We start from the raw sequence: 18,554 nt of genomic DNA on the forward strand, positions 1-18,554 counted from the left end.
ATACACGGACGGATCGGGAGTACCCCCGGGGTGGAGCCGGAGCCCTCGCCCGCCCGTCCTAGGCTGTCCGGATGAGGATCGCAGTACTCGGAGCAGGCGCCGTCGGCGGCACCATCGCCGCCCTTCTCGACCGCGCCGGGCACGACGTCGAGGTCACCGCCCGAGGCGACCACCTCACCGCGATCCGCCGGTCGGGGATCCGGCTCGACGGGGCGTGGGGCGAGCACACCGCCTGGGTCCGCTGCGGCGAGTCCCTCGACCTCGTGCCCGATCTCGCCTTCGTCTGCACGAAAGCGCAGGACGCCGAGGACGCGCTGCGCACCAACCGCCGCACGGTCGACGGCACCCTCGTCGTCGTCGTCCAGAACGGACTGGACGGACTCACCGCGGCGGCCCGGCAGGTGCGCGACGCCCGGCTCGTGGGTGCTCTCGCCCTCTTCGCCGCGAGCCACCTCGAACCCGGCCGCGTCACCGTCACGGCTCCTGCCACGACCACGCTCGGCGTCCCCGGCCGCCCGGCCGACGACGACGTGCGACGGGCCGCCGCCGTGCTCGGCGAGGCGGTCCCCACCGCCGTCACCGACGACTTCACCGGAGCGCAGTGGACGAAGCTGCTGATCAACGAGGTCAACGCCCTGCCCGCGATCACCGGGCTCTCGGTCCAGGAGACGATCGACGATCCGGGGCTGCGGCGCGTCCTCGCCCGGTCGATGCGCGAGGCCGCCCGGACGGGCCTCGCGTCGGGCGTCCGCTTCGGCTCGCTGCAGGGACTCTCGAACACGTCCGTCCGCGCCCTGGCCGCCGCTCCCCTGCCCCTGGTCGAGCTGCTCCCCCGCCGGATGGCCGCGCGGATGGGCGAGGTGCCGAACCCCGGGTCGACGCTGCAGAGCGTCCGCCGCGGAGTGCCGAGCGAGATCGACCACCTGGCCGGGGCCGTGGTCCGCACCGCTCACCGCGGCGGGCGCGAGGCACCGGTCAACCAGCTGCTGGTCGACCTGGTGCACGAGGTCGAGCGGGCGGGCGCCTTCGTGCCGCCGGCTGAGGTCGTGCGCCGCGCCGCCCTGGTCTGAGCGCGCGGCCCTGTCGGACGGATGCCGCCCGCGGCGGCGGCCTCCGTCCCGAGGCTCAGCAGGAGTCGGCGAAGAGGCGCCGGGGCTGCTCCGGATCGCGGATGTCGACGAGGATCCCCGCCAGCCGGCGCGGGTCCGTCGTGGCGCGGTACGCCGCGTCCACCGGCGGCTCCTGCGTGTCGAGGCGGATGCTGGTGCTCCACGCTCCGCGCAGCTCCGGCCGGAGGGCGAACTCGCCGTCGACGAGCAGCACCGCGTCGCGGCCGGCGGTCCGCCAGCGCGCCTGCCGCGCCTCGTCGCGCACCGCGTCGAAGCCCGCGAGCACGAACCCGGTGCTGCCGCCGAGGGTGAACGGATCGAGCAGCACGCGGCGCAGGAGCTCGTAGTCGTACCCGGCCGCGTAGGAGCGCTGCTCGTCGGGCACGGCGGGGTCGTCCCGATCGGCGCGGGGACGTCGGAAGTCGGCGAGGTGCGCGACGATCGCGTCCTTGCCGGCCCGGCGGAGCGCCTCCGCGAGGTCGAGCGCGAACGCCGCGCTCACCGCGGGGTCGTCGCCGTCGATCCCGACCTTGACCCGTCCGCGCCCGTAGTTGTGCAGCACCTCCGCCGCGAGAGCGTCGAGCACATCGGCCTTCTGCGGAGCCCACCTGGTCATCCGCCCACGATACGCGCCGCCGCCTAGTGTGGGCTGATGCCCTCCGACCCTCTCGCCGACGCGATCACCGCCTGGTTCCGCACGAGCGCCCGCGACCTGCCGTGGCGCCGCGAGGGCTTCCCCGCCTGGGGCACGCTCGTCAGCGAGTTCATGCTGCAGCAGACCCCGGTGGTCCGCGTCGTCCCGCGTCTGGCGGAGTGGCTGGAGCGCTGGCCGACACCCTCCGCACTCGCCGCCGTCCCGCCCGGCGAGGCGGTGCGCGCCTGGCAGTCCCTGGGCTACCCGCGGCGGGCCCTGCGCCTGCACGCCTGCGCCGTGGCGATCGCCGAGGAGCACGGCGACGTGGTCCCCGACGACGTGGAGACCCTCCTCGCGCTGCCCGGCATCGGCGACTACACCGCCCGCGCCATCGCCGTGTTCGCCTACGGGAGGCGGCACCCCGTGGTCGACACCAACGTCCGCCGGGTCCTCGCGCGCGCGGTCGACGGAGCGGCGGAGCCCGGTCCGCCCCGCGCGAGGGCCGACCTCGCCGCGATGTCGGCGCTGCTGCCCGAGTCGCTCTCCGAGGCGGCGGCCTTCAACGCGGGCGCGATGGAGCTGGGGGCGATCGTCTGCACCGCCCGCGCTCCGCGCTGCGACGAGTGCCCGATCCGCGACCTCTGCCGCTGGCGGGCGGAGGGGTACCCCGAGCACACCGGGCCCGTGAAGGCGAAGCAGAAGCGGTTCGAGGGCTCGGACCGCCAGGTCCGCGGCCTCATCCTCGCCGAGCTGCGCGCCGCGCACGGCCCGGTCACCGCGGCCGAGGTGGAGTCTCTCTGGCCGGACGCCGACCAGCGCGGTCGCGCCCTGGCCGGGCTCCTCGCCGACGGCCTGGCGACGGGCGGCCCGGAGGACGGCTACCTCCTCCCCGGCTCCTGAGGGCCCGTCGACCGCCGTCCGCGTCGGAGGAGGCGGGTAGGGTCGGCGCCGTGACCGGTCGCCGCCTCCGCCTCCCCCGCCCCGACGCCGCCGTCGAGCGCGCCCTCGACGTCGACCTCGCCCTGGACGTCCAGCGCGCCCTCGCCGCGGTCCGCGTCGAGAACGACCTGCCCGGCCCGTTCCCGCCTGCCGCGCTGGCCGAGGCCGAGCACGCGGACGCCGGAGCGGACGACGAGGACCGCGTCGACCGGAGGGACCTCCCCTTCGTGACGATCGACCCGCCCGGCTCGCTCGACCTGGACCAGGCCCTCCACCTGGAGCGCACGTCGGAGGGCGTCGTCCTCCGCTACGCCATCGCGGACGTGCCCGCGGTCGTCCGCACCGGCGGAGCGCTCGACGCCGAGACGCGCCGCCGCGGCCAGACCTACTACCTCCCGGACGGCCGCGTCCCGCTGCACCCCGCGGTCCTCTCCGAGGGGACCGCGTCGCTCCTGCCGGACGAGACGCGCCGAGCGCTGGTCTGGACGCTGACCCTCGACGAGCGGGCGGAGCCGCGCTCGGTGCACCTCGAGCGGGCGCTCGTGCGCAGCGTGGCCCGGCTCGACTACGAGGGCGTGCAGCGCAGCGTCGACGCAGGCGATCCGCACCCCTCCCTCGCCCTCCTCCCCTGGTTCGGACGCGAGCGCCTGGCGCGCGAGACCGAGCGCGGAGGAGCGAGCCTGACGCTGCCCGAGGAGGAGATCGTCGCCGCCGACGGCGGCTACCGGGTCGAGCGCCGCGCTCCCCTGGCCGTCGAGGGCTGGAACGCCCAGGTCTCGCTGCTGACCGGTATGGCAGCGGCGACGATGATGCTCGACGCGGGGGTCGGCATCCTCCGGACCATGCCCGAGGCCGACCCCGCCACCGTCGCGGCCTTCCGCTCCCGAGCCGCGGCGCTCGGCGTCCCGTGGCCCGAGGAGGAGGCCTACGGCGCCTACCTGCGCCGCCTCGACACCGCCGACCCCGCCCAGCTCGCCATCATGTACGCCGCGGCGAGCCTGTTCCGCGGCGCCGGCTACACCGCCTTCGACGGCGCCCCGCCGGAGCATCCCGAGCAGGCGGCTCTCGCCGCGCCGTACGCGCACGTCACCGCGCCGCTGCGGCGCCTGGTCGACCGGTTCGGCCTCGCCGTCTGCCTCGCGGTGTCCCGGGGCGGAACGATCCCGTCGCAGCTGCGCGAGGCGCTGCCCCTGCTCCCGCCGCTCCTCGCCGCGAGCGACCGCCGGGCCGGAGCCGCCTCCCGTGCGGCGACCGCGATCGTCGAGGCCGCCGTCCTCCGAGGCCGCGAAGGAGCCTCCTTCAGCGGGATCGTCGTCTCCTCGGCGCGCACCCGCTCCTCGGTCCAGCTGCTCGACCCGGAGATCACCGTCGACGTCCCGGCCCCGCTCACGCCGGGAGCCCGTGTCGTCGTCGTCCTGGAATCGGTCGACGTCGCCACGGGCTCCGCGGTGTTCGGGCTCGGCGCCTAGTCCTCGTCGTCCTCGCGGGGCTTCACATAGGGGTCGGCCTCGCCGGCGTAGTCCGCCTGAGCGGCGAGCGACTGCACCTGCGAGTCCTGGCTGCGCGCGGCGGCGAGCAGATCCTCGATGTGCTTCGCGTTCTCGGGCACCGCGTCGAGGATGAACTCGAGCGACGGCGTGAGCCGGGACGTGATGTTCCTGCCCACCTCGGTGCGGAGCATTCCGGTGGCGGCCTTGAGGGCCGCGGCCGAATCGGCGCGCTCCTCATCGGTGCCGTAGACCGTGTAGAACACCGAGGCGTGCTGCAGGTCGCCGGTCACCTGGACATCGGTGATGGTGACGAAGCCGAGGCGCGGGTCGCGGAGACCGCGCTCGAGCCGCTTCGCGACGATCACCTGGATACGTTCGGCGAGCTTCCTCGCCCGGGCCGGATCTGCCATGGCTGGTCCTCACATCTCTCTCGGCGAACCGTTCAGCTCGCCATTCAACCACTCTCCGCCCGGACGACCGGTCGCGTCCGAGGGGGCCTTGCTTCTGGGGCGTGATGCCCCTCGACCGCGCGTCATCGACGGCGCGGGTGGGGTGCCTTCTCGCGGCTCCCTGATCCTCGGGGACCGGGGGGCGGGAAGGCTCAGGTGCTGGATCGGGAGCCGGACGTCGCCCGCAGGCTCGCTGCTCGCTCAGCGGGCGCCGTCACCGCTGCAAGAACGTCTGATCGGGGACGGCCTCCCACGCCCGGAGGTGCGGAAGCGCCCTCTGGAGGGTCCGCACCTCCGGGACACGGGCGGCCCCCGATTCCTCCCGCAGGGCGCGAGAGGACGAGAGTCCCCTCCCGATCCCGCACGAACAGCGCGGTGAGACGCCGGAAGGCCCGGGCGGACCCGGGCCTTCCAGTGGAGCGGATCAGCCTCGCGGCTTCTCCTTCATCTCGATCGTCTCGATCTCGTCGCCGATCTGGATGTCGTTGTACTTTCCGAGTCCGATACCGGCCTCGTAGTCCGTACGGACCTCCGTGACGTCGTCCTTGAAGCGACGCAGCGACTCGATGGCCAGGTTGTCCCCGACCACGACGCCGTCACGGATGACGCGCGCCTTCGAGTTGCGGGTGATCGTGCCGGAGCGGACGATGACACCCGCGATGTTGCCGAACTTGGAGGAGCGGAACACCTCGCGGATCTCGGCGACACCGGACTGGACCTCCTCGAACTCGGGCTTGAGCATGCCCGTGAGCGAGTTCTCGACCTCTTCGATCGCGTTGTAGATGACCGAGTAGAAGCGGATGTCCACTCCTTCTCGAGCAGCGCGCTCGCGGGCCTTCGGGTCGGGGCGGACGTTGAAGCCCACGATGATCGCGTTGTCGATCGTCGCGAGGTTGACGTCCGACTCCGTGATCGCACCGACACCGCGGTGGATGATGCGCAGCTGCACCGAGTCGTCGACCTCGATCTTGACGAGCGACTCCTCCAGCGCCTCGACGGCACCGGACACGTCGCCCTTGATGATGAGGTTGAGCGACTCGACCTTGCCCTCCTCGAGAGCACGGGTGAAGTCCTCGAGCGAGATGCGCTTGCGGGCCTTGGCCAGCAGGGCGTTGCGCTGAGCGGCTTCGCGCTTCTCGGCGATCTGACGGGCCGTGCGGTCCTCCTCGGTGACGAGGAAGGTGTCGCCGGCGCGGGGCACGGACGAGAGTCCCTGCACCTGCACCGGACGCGACGGCACGGCTTCGAGGACGGCGTTGCCGTTCTCGTCCGCCATCGCACGGACGCGGCCGTAGGCCGTTCCGGCGACGATCGCGTCTCCGACGCGCAGCGTTCCCGACTGGATGAGCACGGTCGCGACCGCACCGCGTCCCTTGTCGAGCTTCGCCTCGATCGCGACTCCGCGCGCCTCCTTGTTGGGGTTGGCGCGCAGGTCGAGACCGGCGTCCGCGGTGAGCAGCACGGCGTCCAGGAGGTCCTGGATGCCGGTGCCCGCGCGAGCCGACACGTCGACGAACATGACGTCTCCGCCGTACTCCTCGGCGACGAGCCCGAACTCGGTGAGCTGCTGGCGCACCTTGGCCGGGTTGGCGTCGGGCTTGTCCACCTTGTTCACCGCGACCACGATCGGCACGTTGGCCGCCTGGGCGTGGTTCAGCGCCTCGATGGTCTGCGGCATGATGCCGTCGTCCGCCGCGACCACGAGGATCGCGATGTCCGTGACCTGGGCACCGCGGGCTCGCATGGCGGTGAACGCCTCGTGACCCGGGGTGTCGATGAAGGTGATCGGGCGCTCGATGCCCTCGTGCTCCGCGACGACCTGGTACGCGCCGATGTGCTGCGTGATGCCGCCCGCCTCGCCGGCGACGACGTTGGCGTTGCGGATCGCGTCGAGCAGGCGCGTCTTTCCGTGGTCGACGTGACCCATGACGGTGACGACGGGGGGACGGATCTCGAGGTCCTCGTCCGTCTCGTCGTCGAGCTCCTGCTCGAGGTCGAGACCGAAGCCCTCGAGGAGCTCCTTGTCCTCGTCCTCGGGCGAGACGACCTGGATCTTGAAGCCGAGCTCGGAGCCGAGCACCTCGAAGGTGGCCTCGTCCAGCGACTCGGTGGCCGTCGCCATCTCGCCGAGGGCGAAGAGGACGGTGACCAGGTTGCCGGGGGGCACCGGCACGCCGGTCATGGCCTCGATCTTGTCGGCGAAGTCCGAGATCGACGCGCCGCGGCGCAGACGGATGACCGTCCTGCCGTCGCCGCGGGGGACGCTGACGCCGCCGAGCGACGGGGCCTCCCTGAGCTCGAACTCCTGACGCTTCGTGCGCTTGGACTTCCGGGCCTTGCTCTTGCCGCCACCGCGACCGAAGGCTCCTGCGGTTCCACCGCCGGGGCCGCGACCGCGACCGCCGCCGCCACCGGGACGCGGGGCGAAGCCGCCACCGGCGCCGGGAGCGCCGCCGGGGCGCTGGAAGCCGCCGCCGGCCGGACGACCGGCACCGCCGGGACGTCCTGCTCCGCCGCCGGGTCCGCCGGGACGCTGGCCGAAGCCGGCGGGGCGCTGGCCCATGCCGGGTCCGCCGGGTCGGGGCGCGCCGGGGCGCGGAGCAGCGGGGCGGGGGATGTTACCCGGGGTCGGACGCGATCCCATGCCCTGCGAGCTGGCGAAGGGGTTGTTGCCGGGGCGCGGGGCGGCGGGACGCTGTCCCATGCCCTGGTTGCTGGCGAACGGGTTGTTGCCCGGGCGCGGGGTGCCGCCGGGGCGGTTGGAGCCGCCCGAGACGCCGCCGGGGCGCGGGGTGTTCGTGGCGGGAGCCGGACGCGGGGTCACGGGCTTGGGTCCGCCGGGGGTCGCGCCGGACGCCGGCTTCTCGGCGGCGGCCGGAGCCGCGGGGGCCTCGGTCGGAGCCGGAGCGGCGGCCTCGGCGGGCGCGTCCTTGGCTGCCTGGGCGCGCTGAGCGGCCGCGGCCTCCTGGGCTGCCTGAGCCTGGGCCTGGCGCTCGGCGACAGACATCGGCGGTGCGGGCGCCGGAGCGGGCGGCTTGGCCGGGCCTGGCGTGGGCGCGGACGGACGGGCGCCGGAGGGGCGCGGGGCCCCAGGACGGGCGCCGGCGGCGGGGGCGGCCGGGGTCGCCGACGCTCCCGCGGAGGAACCGCCCTGGCCCTGGAGGGCCTGGCGGAGCTTGCGCGCCACCGGGGGTTCGATGCTCGAGGACGGGCCCTTGACGAACTCGCCGAGCTCCTTCAACTTCGCAAGTGCGACCTTGCTATCGACACCCAGTTCGGATGCGATCTCGTGTACGCGTGGTTTTGCCACTTCTCTCCTGTCTTGGGCCTGCACCCAAGACGGGGGCAGGCGTCACGAACGGACGGGTCTCATTTCGAGCCGCTCATCAGTCTTCGCTCATGATCAGTTCACGGGCCGTTCTGCCTGTTCTCTATGGTGTGATCGTGCGCTGCTCCGGCCCCTCCGGTCGAGGGGCCGAGCCGGTCGGATCGTGCGATGTACTGCTCCAGCTCGCTCGCGTCCACGCTCTCGCGTGTCCGGAACGCTCTTCCGAACGCGCGGCGCTTGACCGCGAGCTCGTAGCAGTCGGCTGTGTCGTGGAGCCACGCTCCCCGACCAGTACGGACGGCACGCGGGTCTACCGCGAGGACGTTCGAGTGGAGGACCAGCCTCAGAAGAGAGGCCCGGGGGGCGCGCAGACGGCAGCCGACGCACGTTCTGACGGCTTCCACTCTACTCCCTCCCCTCCGGGACCGCTCCCCCGCACGGCCGATGCTCGGGGATCACTCCCCGTCCATCACCGAATCGGGCTGGATGTCGATCTTCGCGCCGGTCAGCTTGGCGGCGAGGCGGGCGTTCTGGCCCTCCTTGCCGATGGCGAGCGAGAGCTGGTAGTCGGGGACGAGCGCGCGGACGGCCTTGAGGCTCTGGTCGATCACGAACGCGCTGGTCACCTTGGCGGGCGAGAGCGCGCTGGCGACGAAGGTCGGCAGGTCGGAGGAGTAGTCGACGATGTCGATCTTCTCGTTGTTGAGCTCGGCGGTCACCGCGCGCACGCGCTGGCCGAGCTCGCCGATGCAGGCGCCCTTGGCGTTCACGCCGGGCTCGGTCGCGCGCACCGCGATCTTGGTGCGGTGGCCGGCCTCGCGGGCGAGGGAGACGATCTCCACCACGCCGGACGCGATCTCGGGGACCTCGAGGGCGAACAGCTTGCGCACCAGCGACGGGTGGGTGCGGGACACCTGGACCGACGGGCCCTTGGGTCCGCGGCCGACGCTCGTGACGTAGACGCGGATGCGGCGTCCGTGGCTGTAGTCCTCGCCGGGCACCTGCTCCTCGGGCGAGAGGATCGCCTCGATGGAGCCGAGGTCGACGTGGATCATCCGCGGGTTGGGGCCCTGCTGGATGACGCCGGCGACGATGTCGCCCTCGCGGCCCTTGAACTCGCCGAGCACGTGCTCGTCGGCGATGTCGCGCAGGCGCTGGTTGATGACCTGCTTCGCGGCGAAGGCGGCGATGCGGCCGAAGTCGCGCGGGGAGTCCTCGGCCTCGCCCACGACGGCGCCCTCCTCGTCGAGCTCGGGCACGAAGACCGAGACGTGACCGGTCTTGCGGTCGAGGTGCACGCGCGCGTCGACGGCGGTGGCCTTGTCGGCGTCGTCGGCCTGGCCGATGTGCTTGAGGTAGGCGGTCAGGATCGCCTGCTCGATGATCTGCACGAGTTCCTCGAAGGGGATCTCGCGCTCGCGCTCCATGAGTCGCAGAACGCTCAGGTCGATGTCCACGGGCGGGCCTTTCTCTCTATTCACTTGGATGCCGCGGTGGTGACCGCGGTCGTTCGCCTGCCGGGCTCTCACCCGGATCAGCCCTCAAGGGTACCCGACGCGGCCCGGGGTTCCACCCGCGGATCCTGCCGACGCACGGAGGGCCCCGCCTGCCACGGGAAGCGGTGGCGGGGCCCTCGGCGTGTCGGGTCTAGGCGCCCAGCCGGGCGAGCGCCTCGGCGACCGGGAGCTGCTCGCGCTCGCCGGACCGGCGGTCCCACAGCTCGACGATCCCGTCGGCCGCTCCTCGGCCCGCGATGACGATCACGGGCACCCCGATCAGCTCGGCGTCGCCGAACTTGACGCCGGGCGAGACCTTCGGGCGGTCGTCGATCAGCACGTCGCGGCCGGCGGCCTCGAGGGAGGCGCCGACCGACTCGGCGAGCTCGAGAGCCGCCGCGTCCTTGCCGGTCGCGATGACGTGCACGTCGAACGGCGCGACGTTCGCGGGCCAGAGCAGTCCTCGGTCGTCGTGGGTGGCCTCGGCGATGATGGCGAGGATGCGGGTCACGCCGATGCCGTAGGAGCCCATCGTGACGGTGACGAGCTTCCCGTTCTCGTCGAGCACCTTCAGCCCGAGGACGTCGGCGTACTTGCGGCCGAGCTGGAAGACGTGGCCGATCTCCATGCCGCGGGCGGTCTCGATCGGGCCCGAGCCGTCGGGCGCCTCGTCGCCGGTGCGGACGTCCGCGACCTCGACGGTGGCGTCGCCGTGGAAGTCGCGGCCGGCGACCAGGTCGAGGACGTGCTGCCCGGAGACGTTGGCCCCGGTGATCCAGGCGGTGCCGTCGACCACGCGCGGGTCGAGCAGGTAGCGGACGCCGGTCGCCGACTCCTCGCCCAGGACGGCTCCCTCGGCCGACCAGGGTCCGATGTAGCCCTTGACCAGTCCGGGGTGCTTCGCGAAGTCCTCCGCGGTGGCGGCCTCGACCTCGGCCGGGGCGAAGGCCACTTCGGCGCGCTTGAGGTCGACGTCGCGGTCGCCGGGCAGGCCGACGATCACGAGCTCGCGGGTGCCGTCGAGCGCGGTGAGCGCGAGGACGACGTTCTTCAGGGTGTCGGCGGCGGTCCAGGCGCGGCCGTCGGGGCGGGGCTGCGTCGCGTTCGCCAGGTCGACCAGGGTCTGGATGGTCGGGGTGTCGGGCGAGTCGAAGACGCGCGCCTCGGGCAGGCCCTCGACGGGCAGCGCCGCGGGGACGGGCGTGCGGTACGCCTCGACGTTCGCCGCGTACCCTCCCGCCGACCGGACGAAGGTGTCCTCGCCGACGGGGGTGGGGTGCAGGAACTCCTCGCTCCGGGAGCCGCCCATCGCTCCGGCGTCGGCCTGCACGATCACGTACTCCAGGCCCAGGCGGGCGAAGATCCGCTCGTAGGCGTCGCGCTGGCGCTGGTAGCTCGCGTCGAGGCCGGCGTCGGTGTAGTCGAAGGAGTACGCGTCCTTCATCGTGAACTCGCGGCCGCGCAGGAGGCCCGCGCGGGGCCGCGCCTCGTCCCGGTACTTGTCCTGGATCTGGTAGATCGACAGGGGCAGGTCCTTGTAGGAGGAGTAGAGGTCCTTCACGAGCAGCGTGAAGAACTCCTCGTGCGTGGGAGCCAGCATGTAGTCGGCGTCCTTGCGGTCCTTCAGGCGGAACACGCCGTCGCCGTACTCGGTCCAGCGGCCCGAGAGCTCGTAGGGCTCGCGGGGCAGGAGCGCGGGGAAGTGCACCTCCTGGGCGCCGGCCGCCTCCATCTCCTCGTGGATGATCCGCTCGATGCGGCGCTTGACGCGCAGGCCCAGCGGCAGCCAGGCGAAGACGCCGGGCGCCTGACGGCGGATGTAGCCCGCGCGGACGAGGAGGCGGTGGCCCGCGACCTCGGCGTCGGCGGGATCCTCCCGGAGCGTGCGGACGAACAGATGCGAGAGACGGGTGACCACGAGGGACGATCCTATCCGCTGCGCTCCCCCGGCTCGCGAGGGCGCCGGGAGCCTCAGTCGGGGATCCGCGAGAAGACGACCGCTCCGCCCGTGCCGTCCAGCAGCACGTCATCGGGGGTGCCGCCGATCGTCATCGGGCCGGAGAGGAGCGCCCGGAGCCGGATGGCCTCGGGGCTCGGCGTGTCGGAGCAGGTGTCGGATCCGGTCACCTCGTCGCCGGGGATCAGCACGCCGTCGTCGATCCGGTAGGCGGCGCTGACCACGAGGCAGCCGGTGCCGACGACCAGGGTCGGCGCACCCTCGACGCTCTCGGAGCGGAGGCGGACGCGGGCGTCCTCGACCCAGGCCGTGTACGGGGTCTCCCCTTCGGCCGCGGTCAGCACCCAGCGGTCGCAGCCGAAGGGGTCCTGCGGGCTGCGGCTGTCGATGCATTCGCCGGCCTCGGAGGACGGGCCGCTGCGGAGCGCGGCGACACCGGAGGCGAGGAGCGCGGCGGCGACGACCACGAGCGCGAGGCGCAGTGCGGGGCGGACCACGTCGATCCGCCCCGCGCCGTCAGTTCGCGCCGACGGTGACGACCGGGGCTCCGGTCGAGGTGTCGTCGGCCGGCATCTCGGCGGCCAGGCGGTTGGCCTCCTCGATGAGGGTCTGGACGATCTCGGCCTCGGGGACGGTCTTGATGACCTCGCCCTTGACGAAGATCTGGCCCTTGCCGTTGCCGGAGGCGACGCCCAGGTCGGCCTCGCGGGCCTCGCCGGGTCCGTTGACGACGCAGCCCATGACGGCGACGCGCAGCGGGACGCTCATGCCCTCGAGGCCGGCGGTGACGTCGTTGGCGAGCGTGTAGACGTCGACCTGCGCGCGGCCGCAGCTGGGGCAGGAGACGATCTCGAGCTTGCGCTCGCGGAGGTTCAGCGACTGGAGGATTTGCAGGCCGACCTTGACCTCCTGCGCGGGCGGGGCCGAGAGGGACACGCGGATGGTGTCGCCGATGCCCTCGCCGAGGAGGATGCCGAAGGCGGTGGCGGACTTGATCGTCCCCTGGAACTCGGGGCCGGCCTCGGTGACGCCGAGGTGGAGGGGCCAGTCGCCGCGCTCGGCGAGCTGGCGGTAGGCCTTCACCATGACGACGGGGTCGTTGTGCTTGACCGAGATCTTGAAGTCGTGGAAGTCGTGCTCCTCGAAGAGGCTGGCCTCCCAGACGGCGCTCTCGACGAGGGCCTCGGGGGTGGGCTTGCCGTACTTCTGCAGGATGCTCGGCTCGAGCGAGCCGGCGTTGACGCCGATGCGGATCGAGACGCCGGCGGCCTTCGCGGCGGCGGCGATCTTGCCGACCTGGTCGTCGAACTTGCGGATGTTGCCGGGGTTCACGCGGACCGCGGCGCAGCCGGCGTCGATCGCGGCGTAGACGTAGTTGGGCTGGAAGTGGATGTCGGCGATGACCGGGATCTGGCTCTTCTTGGCGATGATCGGCAGCGCCTCCGCGTCGTCGCGGCTCGGCACCGCGACGCGGACGATGTCGCAGCCGGACGCGGTGAGCTCGGCGATCTGCTGGAGGGTCGCGTTGATGTTCGTCGTCGGTGTGGTGCACATCGACTGGACGCTGACCTGCGCGTCACCGCCCACGAGCACCTTGCCCACCTTGATCTGGCGGGACTTGCGGCGGGGGGCGAGGGTCATGGGGACCTTGGGAAGACCCAGATTCACTGCTGGCACGCGCCCCATCGTACGCGCGCCGCGGGACCCCTCGTCCGCTCGCCGCACCTTCCCAGCCGCCGCCCCTCCTGCGCGCCTCGGAACCCGTCCACCGCACCTGCTCTCAGCCCGAGACCGCACGACGATCCGCGGTCGCCGCACCCCGAGCCGAACCGCCGATCCCGTCCGAGCGACCGGCCCCAGCCGCCCGCACCCCGCTCCACCCACACCCCACCTCGCAGAGCCGACCGCACCACGCCGGGCGAGGCCCGTCCTGCCACCCGCGAGGCGAACGGGTGAATCGCGTGCCAGCGATTCGCCCTAGCCGTCCGCACCCCGCTCCACCCACGCCCCACCCCGAGCAGCCGGCCGCGCCACGCCGGGCGAGGCCCGGCGTGGAATCCAACTCAGAACAGCGTGATCGGCTTGACGATGTCGGCGTAGATGAGGAGGGCGCTCATGCCGCCGAGGACGAGGACGACGACGTAGGTGAGCGGGAGCAGGCGGGCGATGTCGACGGGGCCGGGGTCGCGGCGTCCGAAGAGCTTGGCGATCCGGCGGCGCAGGCCCTCCCAGAGGGCGCCGGCGATGTGGCCGCCGTCCATGGGGAGCAGCGGCACCAGGTTGAAGACCAGAAGGGCGACGTTGAGCGAGGCGAGGACGCCGACCATCGTCTGCACCTTGGACACGACGGGGAGCTGGTCGGAGGCGGCGATCTCGCCCGCGATCCGGCCGACTCCGACGACGCTGATCGGGCCGTTGGCGTCGCGCGCCTCCGAGCCGAACGCCGCCTGGGCGACGTCGATGAGGCGCTGCGGCAGGTTGAGGATCACATGGGCGACGCTGGTGATGTTCGACCAGACCGTCTCGGGCACCGTGGTGACCGGCTGCTGCGCGAGGGCCGACGTGGGCGAAATGCCGATGAAGCCGACCGTCTGCGTCTCGATCGCACCGGAGGCGTCGGTGACGGGGGCGCCGTTCGCGTCGGTCACCGCGACCTCGTTCTCGGCGGGGGTGATCCTGAGGGTCAGCGGGGCGCCGTCGCGCTGGACGGACACGCTGAGCGGGACGCCCGCGGAGCGCTGGATGATCGGGGTCAGGTCGTTCCAGGTGCTCACCGGAGTGCCGTCGATCGCCGTGATCGTGTCGCCCGGCAGGAGGCCGGCCGCGGCTCCGGGTGCCAGCGGGTCGTCGGCGGTGCAGGTCGCGGTCGCGCGCTGCGACTCAGGGACCACGCACTGCGAGACCGCGGCGAGGGTGCTGGTGCTCTGCGGGATCCCGATGCCGCAGAGGAGGACGGTGAAGAGGACCGTGGCGATCACGAGGTTCATGAAGGGGCCGCCGGCCATGACGATCACGCGCTTCCACACGGGGAGCCGGTAGAACGCGCGGTGGTCCTCGCCGTCGCCGATCGTCTCGGCGCTGGCGGCGCGGGCCTCGTCGATCATCGTGGCGTAGGCGCCGCGCCGGGGCTCCTCGAGCTGGGCCTCGGAGGACGCCAGGCCGTTGAAGAAGCCGGTGCTCGACTCCGTGGGCCGGTCCCCCGGGTGCTTCGGCGGGTACATGCCGATCATGGCGATGTAGCCGCCGAGCGGGATCGCCTTGACGCCGTACTCCGTCTCGCCGCGTCGCCGGGAGAAGAGGGTCGGCCCGAACCCGATCATGTACTGCGTGACCTTGACCCCGAACAGCTTGGCGGGGAGGAGGTGCCCGACCTCGTGCAGGGCGATGGAGAGGGCGACGCCGACGGCGATGATGACGACGCCGAGGACGAAGAGCAGCACGGATTCCACCGACACACTGTAGGCCGGGCCCGCCCGTCCACGCTGGGGTGCGCCTGCACGGATCCGATGAACTCCGCGGCCGAGAGGATCAGCGGCGCGACGTCCGCCGACACGGATCCGCGGAGACGGAGCCCGTCCGGATGACCCCTGGTCAGACTCCGACGATCCGCTCGTCCGCCGTGCGGCGCGCCCACTCCTCCGCCGCGGCCAGCGACTCGCGGGTCAGCGCGCCGTCGACGCTGTGCGCGTCGACCACCGCCTCCACCGTCTCGAGGATGTCGAGGTAGCCGATCCGCCCGGCGTGGAACGCCTGCACGGCCTGCTCGTTCGCCGCGTTGAACACGGCCGGGTAGGAGGCGCCCGCCTCCCCGACGCGCTTCGCGAGCCGGACCGAGGGGAACGCCTCCTCGTCCAGCGGCTCGAACGTCCAGGAGTGGGAGCGGGTCCAGTCGAGCGGGACGCCGACCCCGGCGACGCGGTGCGGCCAGTCGAGGCCGAGCGAGATCGGGAGCCGCATGTCCGGCGGCGAGGCCTGGGCGATCGTCGAGCCGTCGACGTACTCGACCATCGAGTGGATCACCGACTGCGGGTGCACGGTGACGTCGATCCGGTCGTAGGGGACGTCGAAGAGCAGGTGCGCCTCGATCACCTCGAGCCCCTTGTTGACCAGAGTGGAGGAGTTGGTCGTGACGACCAGGCCCATGTCCCAGGTCGGGTGCGCGAGCGCCTGCGCCGGGGTGACGTCGCGGAGGGAGGCGCGGTCGCGTCCCCGGAACGGCCCGCCGGACGCGGTCAGCACGAGGCGGCGGACCTCGCGGTGCTCGCCCGCGAGGAGTGCCTGGGCGATCGCGGAGTGCTCGGAGTCGACCGGCACGATCTGGCCGGGACCGGCGAGCGAGGTGACGAGCTCGCCGCCGACGATCAGCGACTCCTTGTTGGCGAGGGCGAGCGTCCTGCCCTCCTCGAGCGCCGCGAGCGTCGGGCCGAGCCCCACCGAGCCGGTGATCCCGTTCAGCACGACGTCCGCGTCGACCGAGCGGATCAGCTGCTCGGCCTCCTCCGCGCCGAACGCCGTGTGCTCGACGCCGAACGCGGACGCCTGCTCGGCGACCGCCGTCCGGTTCGAGCCGGCGGCGAGGCCGACGACCTCGAACCGCTCGCGGTTCGCGCCGATGACGTCGAGAGCCTGCGTGCCGATGGACCCGGTCGAGCCGAGGATGATGACCCTGCGCATCCGCCCATCCTGGCACGGAGCACCCAACGCCTCCCGGTCAGCTGATGGCGAGGATGTCGACCACGAAGACGAGGGTGTCGGTCCCGCTGATCCCCGCGTTCTGGTTGCCCTGGTCGCCGTAGCCCTTCGACGGCGGGATGGTGACCAGCACCTGCGAGCCGACGGTCTGGCCGACCACGGCCTCCTTGAAGCCCTCGATCACGTCGCCGGTGCCGAAGGCGGCGGGAGCGGGCTTCCCCCAGCTCTGGTCGAACACCTCGCCGGTGCCCCAGACCACGCCCTGGTACTGCACGATCAGCTGGTCGCCGTCGGCCACGGTCGCGCCGCTCCCCTTCTTGAGGACGGCGAGCTGCAGGTCGGCGGGCGGGTCGGTCGAGGGGATGGTGACGGTGGGCGCCCCGTCCTCGGCGAGCGCCACCGTCGGCAGGCCGTCGACCGGGGGCTGCGGCTCGCCGTCGGCGGCGGTCGGCACGATCTGCTCGACGTCGATCACCATGACGATCGAGTCGGTCGCGGCGATGCCGAACTGGCTCTGCCCGGCGTCGCCGAACGCGTCGGCCGGGGGAACGACGGCGACGACGCGCGAGCCGACGGTCGCGCAGTTGACGGCCTTCACGAGGCCGGCGAGGTACTGGTCGGTGTCGACCTCGAAGGCCGCGCGGCCACCGGACGCGTAGCTGCTCGCCGAGAACTCGGCACCGCTCGTCCCGTTGTAGAGCGTGTAGTCGACCAGCACGGTGTCGCCCTCGGCGACGTCCTCGCCGGTGCCCTCGATCGCGACCGAGCGCTCGGTGGCGTCCACGCTGACCGGGCTGGGGAACACGGTGACCGGCTTGGTGGCGAAGTCGCCGCTGGTCTGCACCGCGGCGCTCGCGTCGCCCTCGGTCGCGCAGCCGAGCGGAGTCGCGGAGGCGGACGGCGCTGCATCCGGCTCCCCGGGCGTGCAGGCCGCCAGGCTCAGGGAGGCGCCGAGGACGGCGAGGATCGCGAGGGTTCTGCGCACAGGGGCACCTTTCGTGACCGGCGGCGGCCGGTGGACGTTCGGGGATCGCCTCCATCCTGCACGGCGCGCCTCGCAACGCGCTGGGTGCGGGTCCTCGAACGGTCCCAGGCCTACCATCGGGGCATGCGTGAATTCTCGGTCCCCCAGTCCCGAGAGCTCGTCACCGAGCTCCCCGGCCCGCGCTCCGTCGCCCTCCAGGAGCGCCGCGTCGCCAGCGTCTCCCGCGGCGCCGGGACGCTCGCGAACATCTACATGGACCACGCGTCGGGCGCGGTCCTGGTCGACGTCGACGGCAACCGCCTGATCGACCTCGGCTGCGGCATCGGAGTGACCACCATCGGCCACGCGCACCCCGCGGTCGCCGCGGCGGCCGCCGCGCAGGCCGAGAAGCTGACGCACACCCTCTTCACCGTCACTCCGTACGAGAACTACGTCCGGGTCGCCGAGAAGCTCGCCGAGATCACCCCCGGGGACTTCGAGAAGCACTCGATCCTGGTCAACTCCGGCGCGGAGGCGGTCGAGAACGCCGTCAAGATCGCGCGGAAGTTCACCGGCCGCCGCGCCATCGCGACGCTCGACCACGCCTTCCACGGCCGCACCAACCTCACGATGGCGATGACCTACCGCCCCTGGCCGGAGCGCGCGGGCATGGGCCCCTTCCCGGGAGAGATCTACAGCCTCCCGATCAGCTACCCGTTCCGCGACCCCGAGGGCATGACGGGCGAGGAGGCGGCCGAGCGCACCATCGACTACATCACCACCCACATCGGCGCGCAGGAGCTGGCCGCGCTCTTCGTCGAGCCGATCCAGGGCGACGGCGGCATCATCATCCCGGCGCCGGGCTACTTCCGCCGCCTGTCCGAGTTCTGCACCGAGAACGGCATCGTCTTCGTCGCGGACGAGATCCAGGCCGGCATCGCCCGCACCGGCACCTGGTACTCCATCGAGCACCACGGCGTGGTCCCGGACCTCATCACGACGGCCAAGGGCATCGCCGGCGGCTTCCCGCTCGCCGCCGTCACCGGCCGCGCCGAGATCATGGACGCCGTGCAGCCCGGCGGCATCGGCGGCACGTTCGGCGGCAACCCCGTCTCCACCGCCGCGGCGCTCGCGACGTTCGAGGCGATCGAGTCCGAGGGCCTGCTGGAGGAGGCGCAGCGGGTCGAGCGCCTGCTGCAGGCGCGGATCGGCGACTGGGCCGAGCGCTTCGCGGTCGTGGGCGAGGTCCGCGGCAAGGGCGCGATGTGGGGCGTCGAGCTCGTCCACCCGGGCACGAAGAAGCAGTACCCGGAGGCGCTCACGGCGATCCTGAAGCACGCCACCACGAACGGCGTGATCGTCCTCGACGCGGGCAGCTGGGACAGCGTGCTGCGGATCATGCCGAGCGTGGTCATCAGCGAGGAGCTCATCGACGACGCCGCGACGGTCATCGAGGAGGCGCTCGCCCAGTTCGGCTGATCCGCCGCATGACCGGA

15 protein-coding genes are annotated in these 18,554 nt (G+C 72.8%); 4 read left to right on the forward strand and 11 right to left on the reverse strand.

Annotated elements, in window-relative coordinates; translation table 11 throughout:
* The first annotated feature begins 71 nt into the window (after positions 1-71).
* Positions 72-1,070, forward strand: a complete 999-nt coding sequence (locus tag C5C49_RS09815) for a ketopantoate reductase family protein (RefSeq protein ID WP_104249600.1) — start codon at positions 72-74, stop codon at positions 1,068-1,070.
* Between the two features lie 55 nt (positions 1,071-1,125).
* On the opposite strand, the gene C5C49_RS09820 is transcribed toward C5C49_RS09815, so the two are convergent.
* Entirely contained in the window at positions 1,126-1,725 is a 600-nt protein-coding gene (locus C5C49_RS09820) for a hypothetical protein (RefSeq protein WP_146083143.1), read from the reverse strand.
* A 36-nt stretch (positions 1,726-1,761) separates the two neighbouring features.
* Between C5C49_RS09820 and C5C49_RS09825 the strand changes: the two genes are divergently transcribed.
* Both C5C49_RS09825 and C5C49_RS09830 read left to right on the forward strand, forming a co-directional pair.
* Positions 1,762-2,643, forward strand: coding sequence for an A/G-specific adenine glycosylase (locus tag C5C49_RS09825; protein WP_104225596.1), 882 nt, complete (start codon positions 1,762-1,764; stop codon positions 2,641-2,643).
* A 50-nt stretch (positions 2,644-2,693) separates the two neighbouring features.
* The gene (locus C5C49_RS09830; RefSeq protein ID WP_258068431.1) at positions 2,694-4,151 is read left to right on the forward strand and encodes an RNB domain-containing ribonuclease; all 1,458 of its coding nucleotides are present in this window, start codon (positions 2,694-2,696) and stop codon (positions 4,149-4,151) included.
* Here C5C49_RS09830 and rbfA read toward each other — a convergent pair.
* From rbfA to C5C49_RS09880, 10 genes are all read right to left on the reverse strand, one after another.
* Positions 4,148-4,582: a 30S ribosome-binding factor RbfA gene (gene rbfA, locus C5C49_RS09835; protein ID WP_104223052.1), complete on the reverse strand. Its 435-nt coding sequence runs from the start codon at positions 4,580-4,582 to the stop codon at positions 4,148-4,150. The two genes, C5C49_RS09830 and rbfA, sit on opposite strands and share 4 nt — an antisense overlap.
* A gap of 463 nt (positions 4,583-5,045) precedes the next feature.
* Positions 5,046-7,931, reverse strand: coding sequence for a translation initiation factor IF-2 (infB, locus tag C5C49_RS09840; protein ID WP_104346064.1), 2,886 nt, complete (start codon positions 7,929-7,931; stop codon positions 5,046-5,048).
* A gap of 98 nt (positions 7,932-8,029) precedes the next feature.
* Positions 8,030-8,353 carry a YlxR family protein gene (locus tag C5C49_RS09845; protein ID WP_104346065.1) on the reverse strand — a complete coding sequence of 108 codons (324 nt, stop codon included), beginning with the start codon at positions 8,351-8,353 and terminating at the stop codon, positions 8,030-8,032.
* 51 nt (positions 8,354-8,404) lie between these two features.
* Positions 8,405-9,406 (reverse strand): transcription termination factor NusA, encoded by a 1,002-nt coding sequence (gene nusA, locus C5C49_RS09850; protein ID WP_104225180.1) that lies wholly within the window; start codon positions 9,404-9,406, stop codon positions 8,405-8,407.
* A 190-nt stretch (positions 9,407-9,596) separates the two neighbouring features.
* Positions 9,597-11,363 (reverse strand): proline--tRNA ligase, encoded by a 1,767-nt coding sequence (locus C5C49_RS09855; RefSeq protein WP_104225179.1) that lies wholly within the window; start codon positions 11,361-11,363, stop codon positions 9,597-9,599.
* A gap of 53 nt (positions 11,364-11,416) precedes the next feature.
* Positions 11,417-11,899 carry a hypothetical protein gene (locus C5C49_RS09860; protein WP_104346066.1) on the reverse strand — a complete coding sequence of 161 codons (483 nt, stop codon included), beginning with the start codon at positions 11,897-11,899 and terminating at the stop codon, positions 11,417-11,419.
* A gap of 19 nt (positions 11,900-11,918) precedes the next feature.
* Positions 11,919-13,079 (reverse strand): flavodoxin-dependent (E)-4-hydroxy-3-methylbut-2-enyl-diphosphate synthase, encoded by a 1,161-nt coding sequence (gene ispG, locus C5C49_RS09865; RefSeq protein WP_173244694.1) that lies wholly within the window; start codon positions 13,077-13,079, stop codon positions 11,919-11,921.
* A 386-nt stretch (positions 13,080-13,465) separates the two neighbouring features.
* Positions 13,466-14,851 carry an RIP metalloprotease gene (locus tag C5C49_RS09870; RefSeq protein ID WP_258068432.1) on the reverse strand — a complete coding sequence of 462 codons (1,386 nt, stop codon included), beginning with the start codon at positions 14,849-14,851 and terminating at the stop codon, positions 13,466-13,468.
* Between the two features lie 142 nt (positions 14,852-14,993).
* Positions 14,994-16,076, reverse strand: coding sequence for a 1-deoxy-D-xylulose-5-phosphate reductoisomerase (locus C5C49_RS09875; RefSeq protein ID WP_104346068.1), 1,083 nt, complete (start codon positions 16,074-16,076; stop codon positions 14,994-14,996).
* Between the two features lie 37 nt (positions 16,077-16,113).
* The gene (locus C5C49_RS09880) at positions 16,114-17,079 is read right to left on the reverse strand and encodes an FKBP-type peptidyl-prolyl cis-trans isomerase (protein WP_181135748.1); all 966 of its coding nucleotides are present in this window, start codon (positions 17,077-17,079) and stop codon (positions 16,114-16,116) included.
* A 123-nt stretch (positions 17,080-17,202) separates the two neighbouring features.
* Between C5C49_RS09880 and C5C49_RS09885 the strand changes: the two genes are divergently transcribed.
* Positions 17,203-18,537: an aminotransferase class III-fold pyridoxal phosphate-dependent enzyme gene (locus C5C49_RS09885; protein ID WP_104223043.1), complete on the forward strand. Its 1,335-nt coding sequence runs from the start codon at positions 17,203-17,205 to the stop codon at positions 18,535-18,537.
* Positions 18,538-18,554: the final 17 nt, after the last annotated feature.

Source organism: Rathayibacter sp. AY1E2 (genome assembly GCF_002932325.1).
In the GTDB taxonomy this organism is placed as follows: domain Bacteria; phylum Actinomycetota; class Actinomycetes; order Actinomycetales; family Microbacteriaceae; genus Rathayibacter.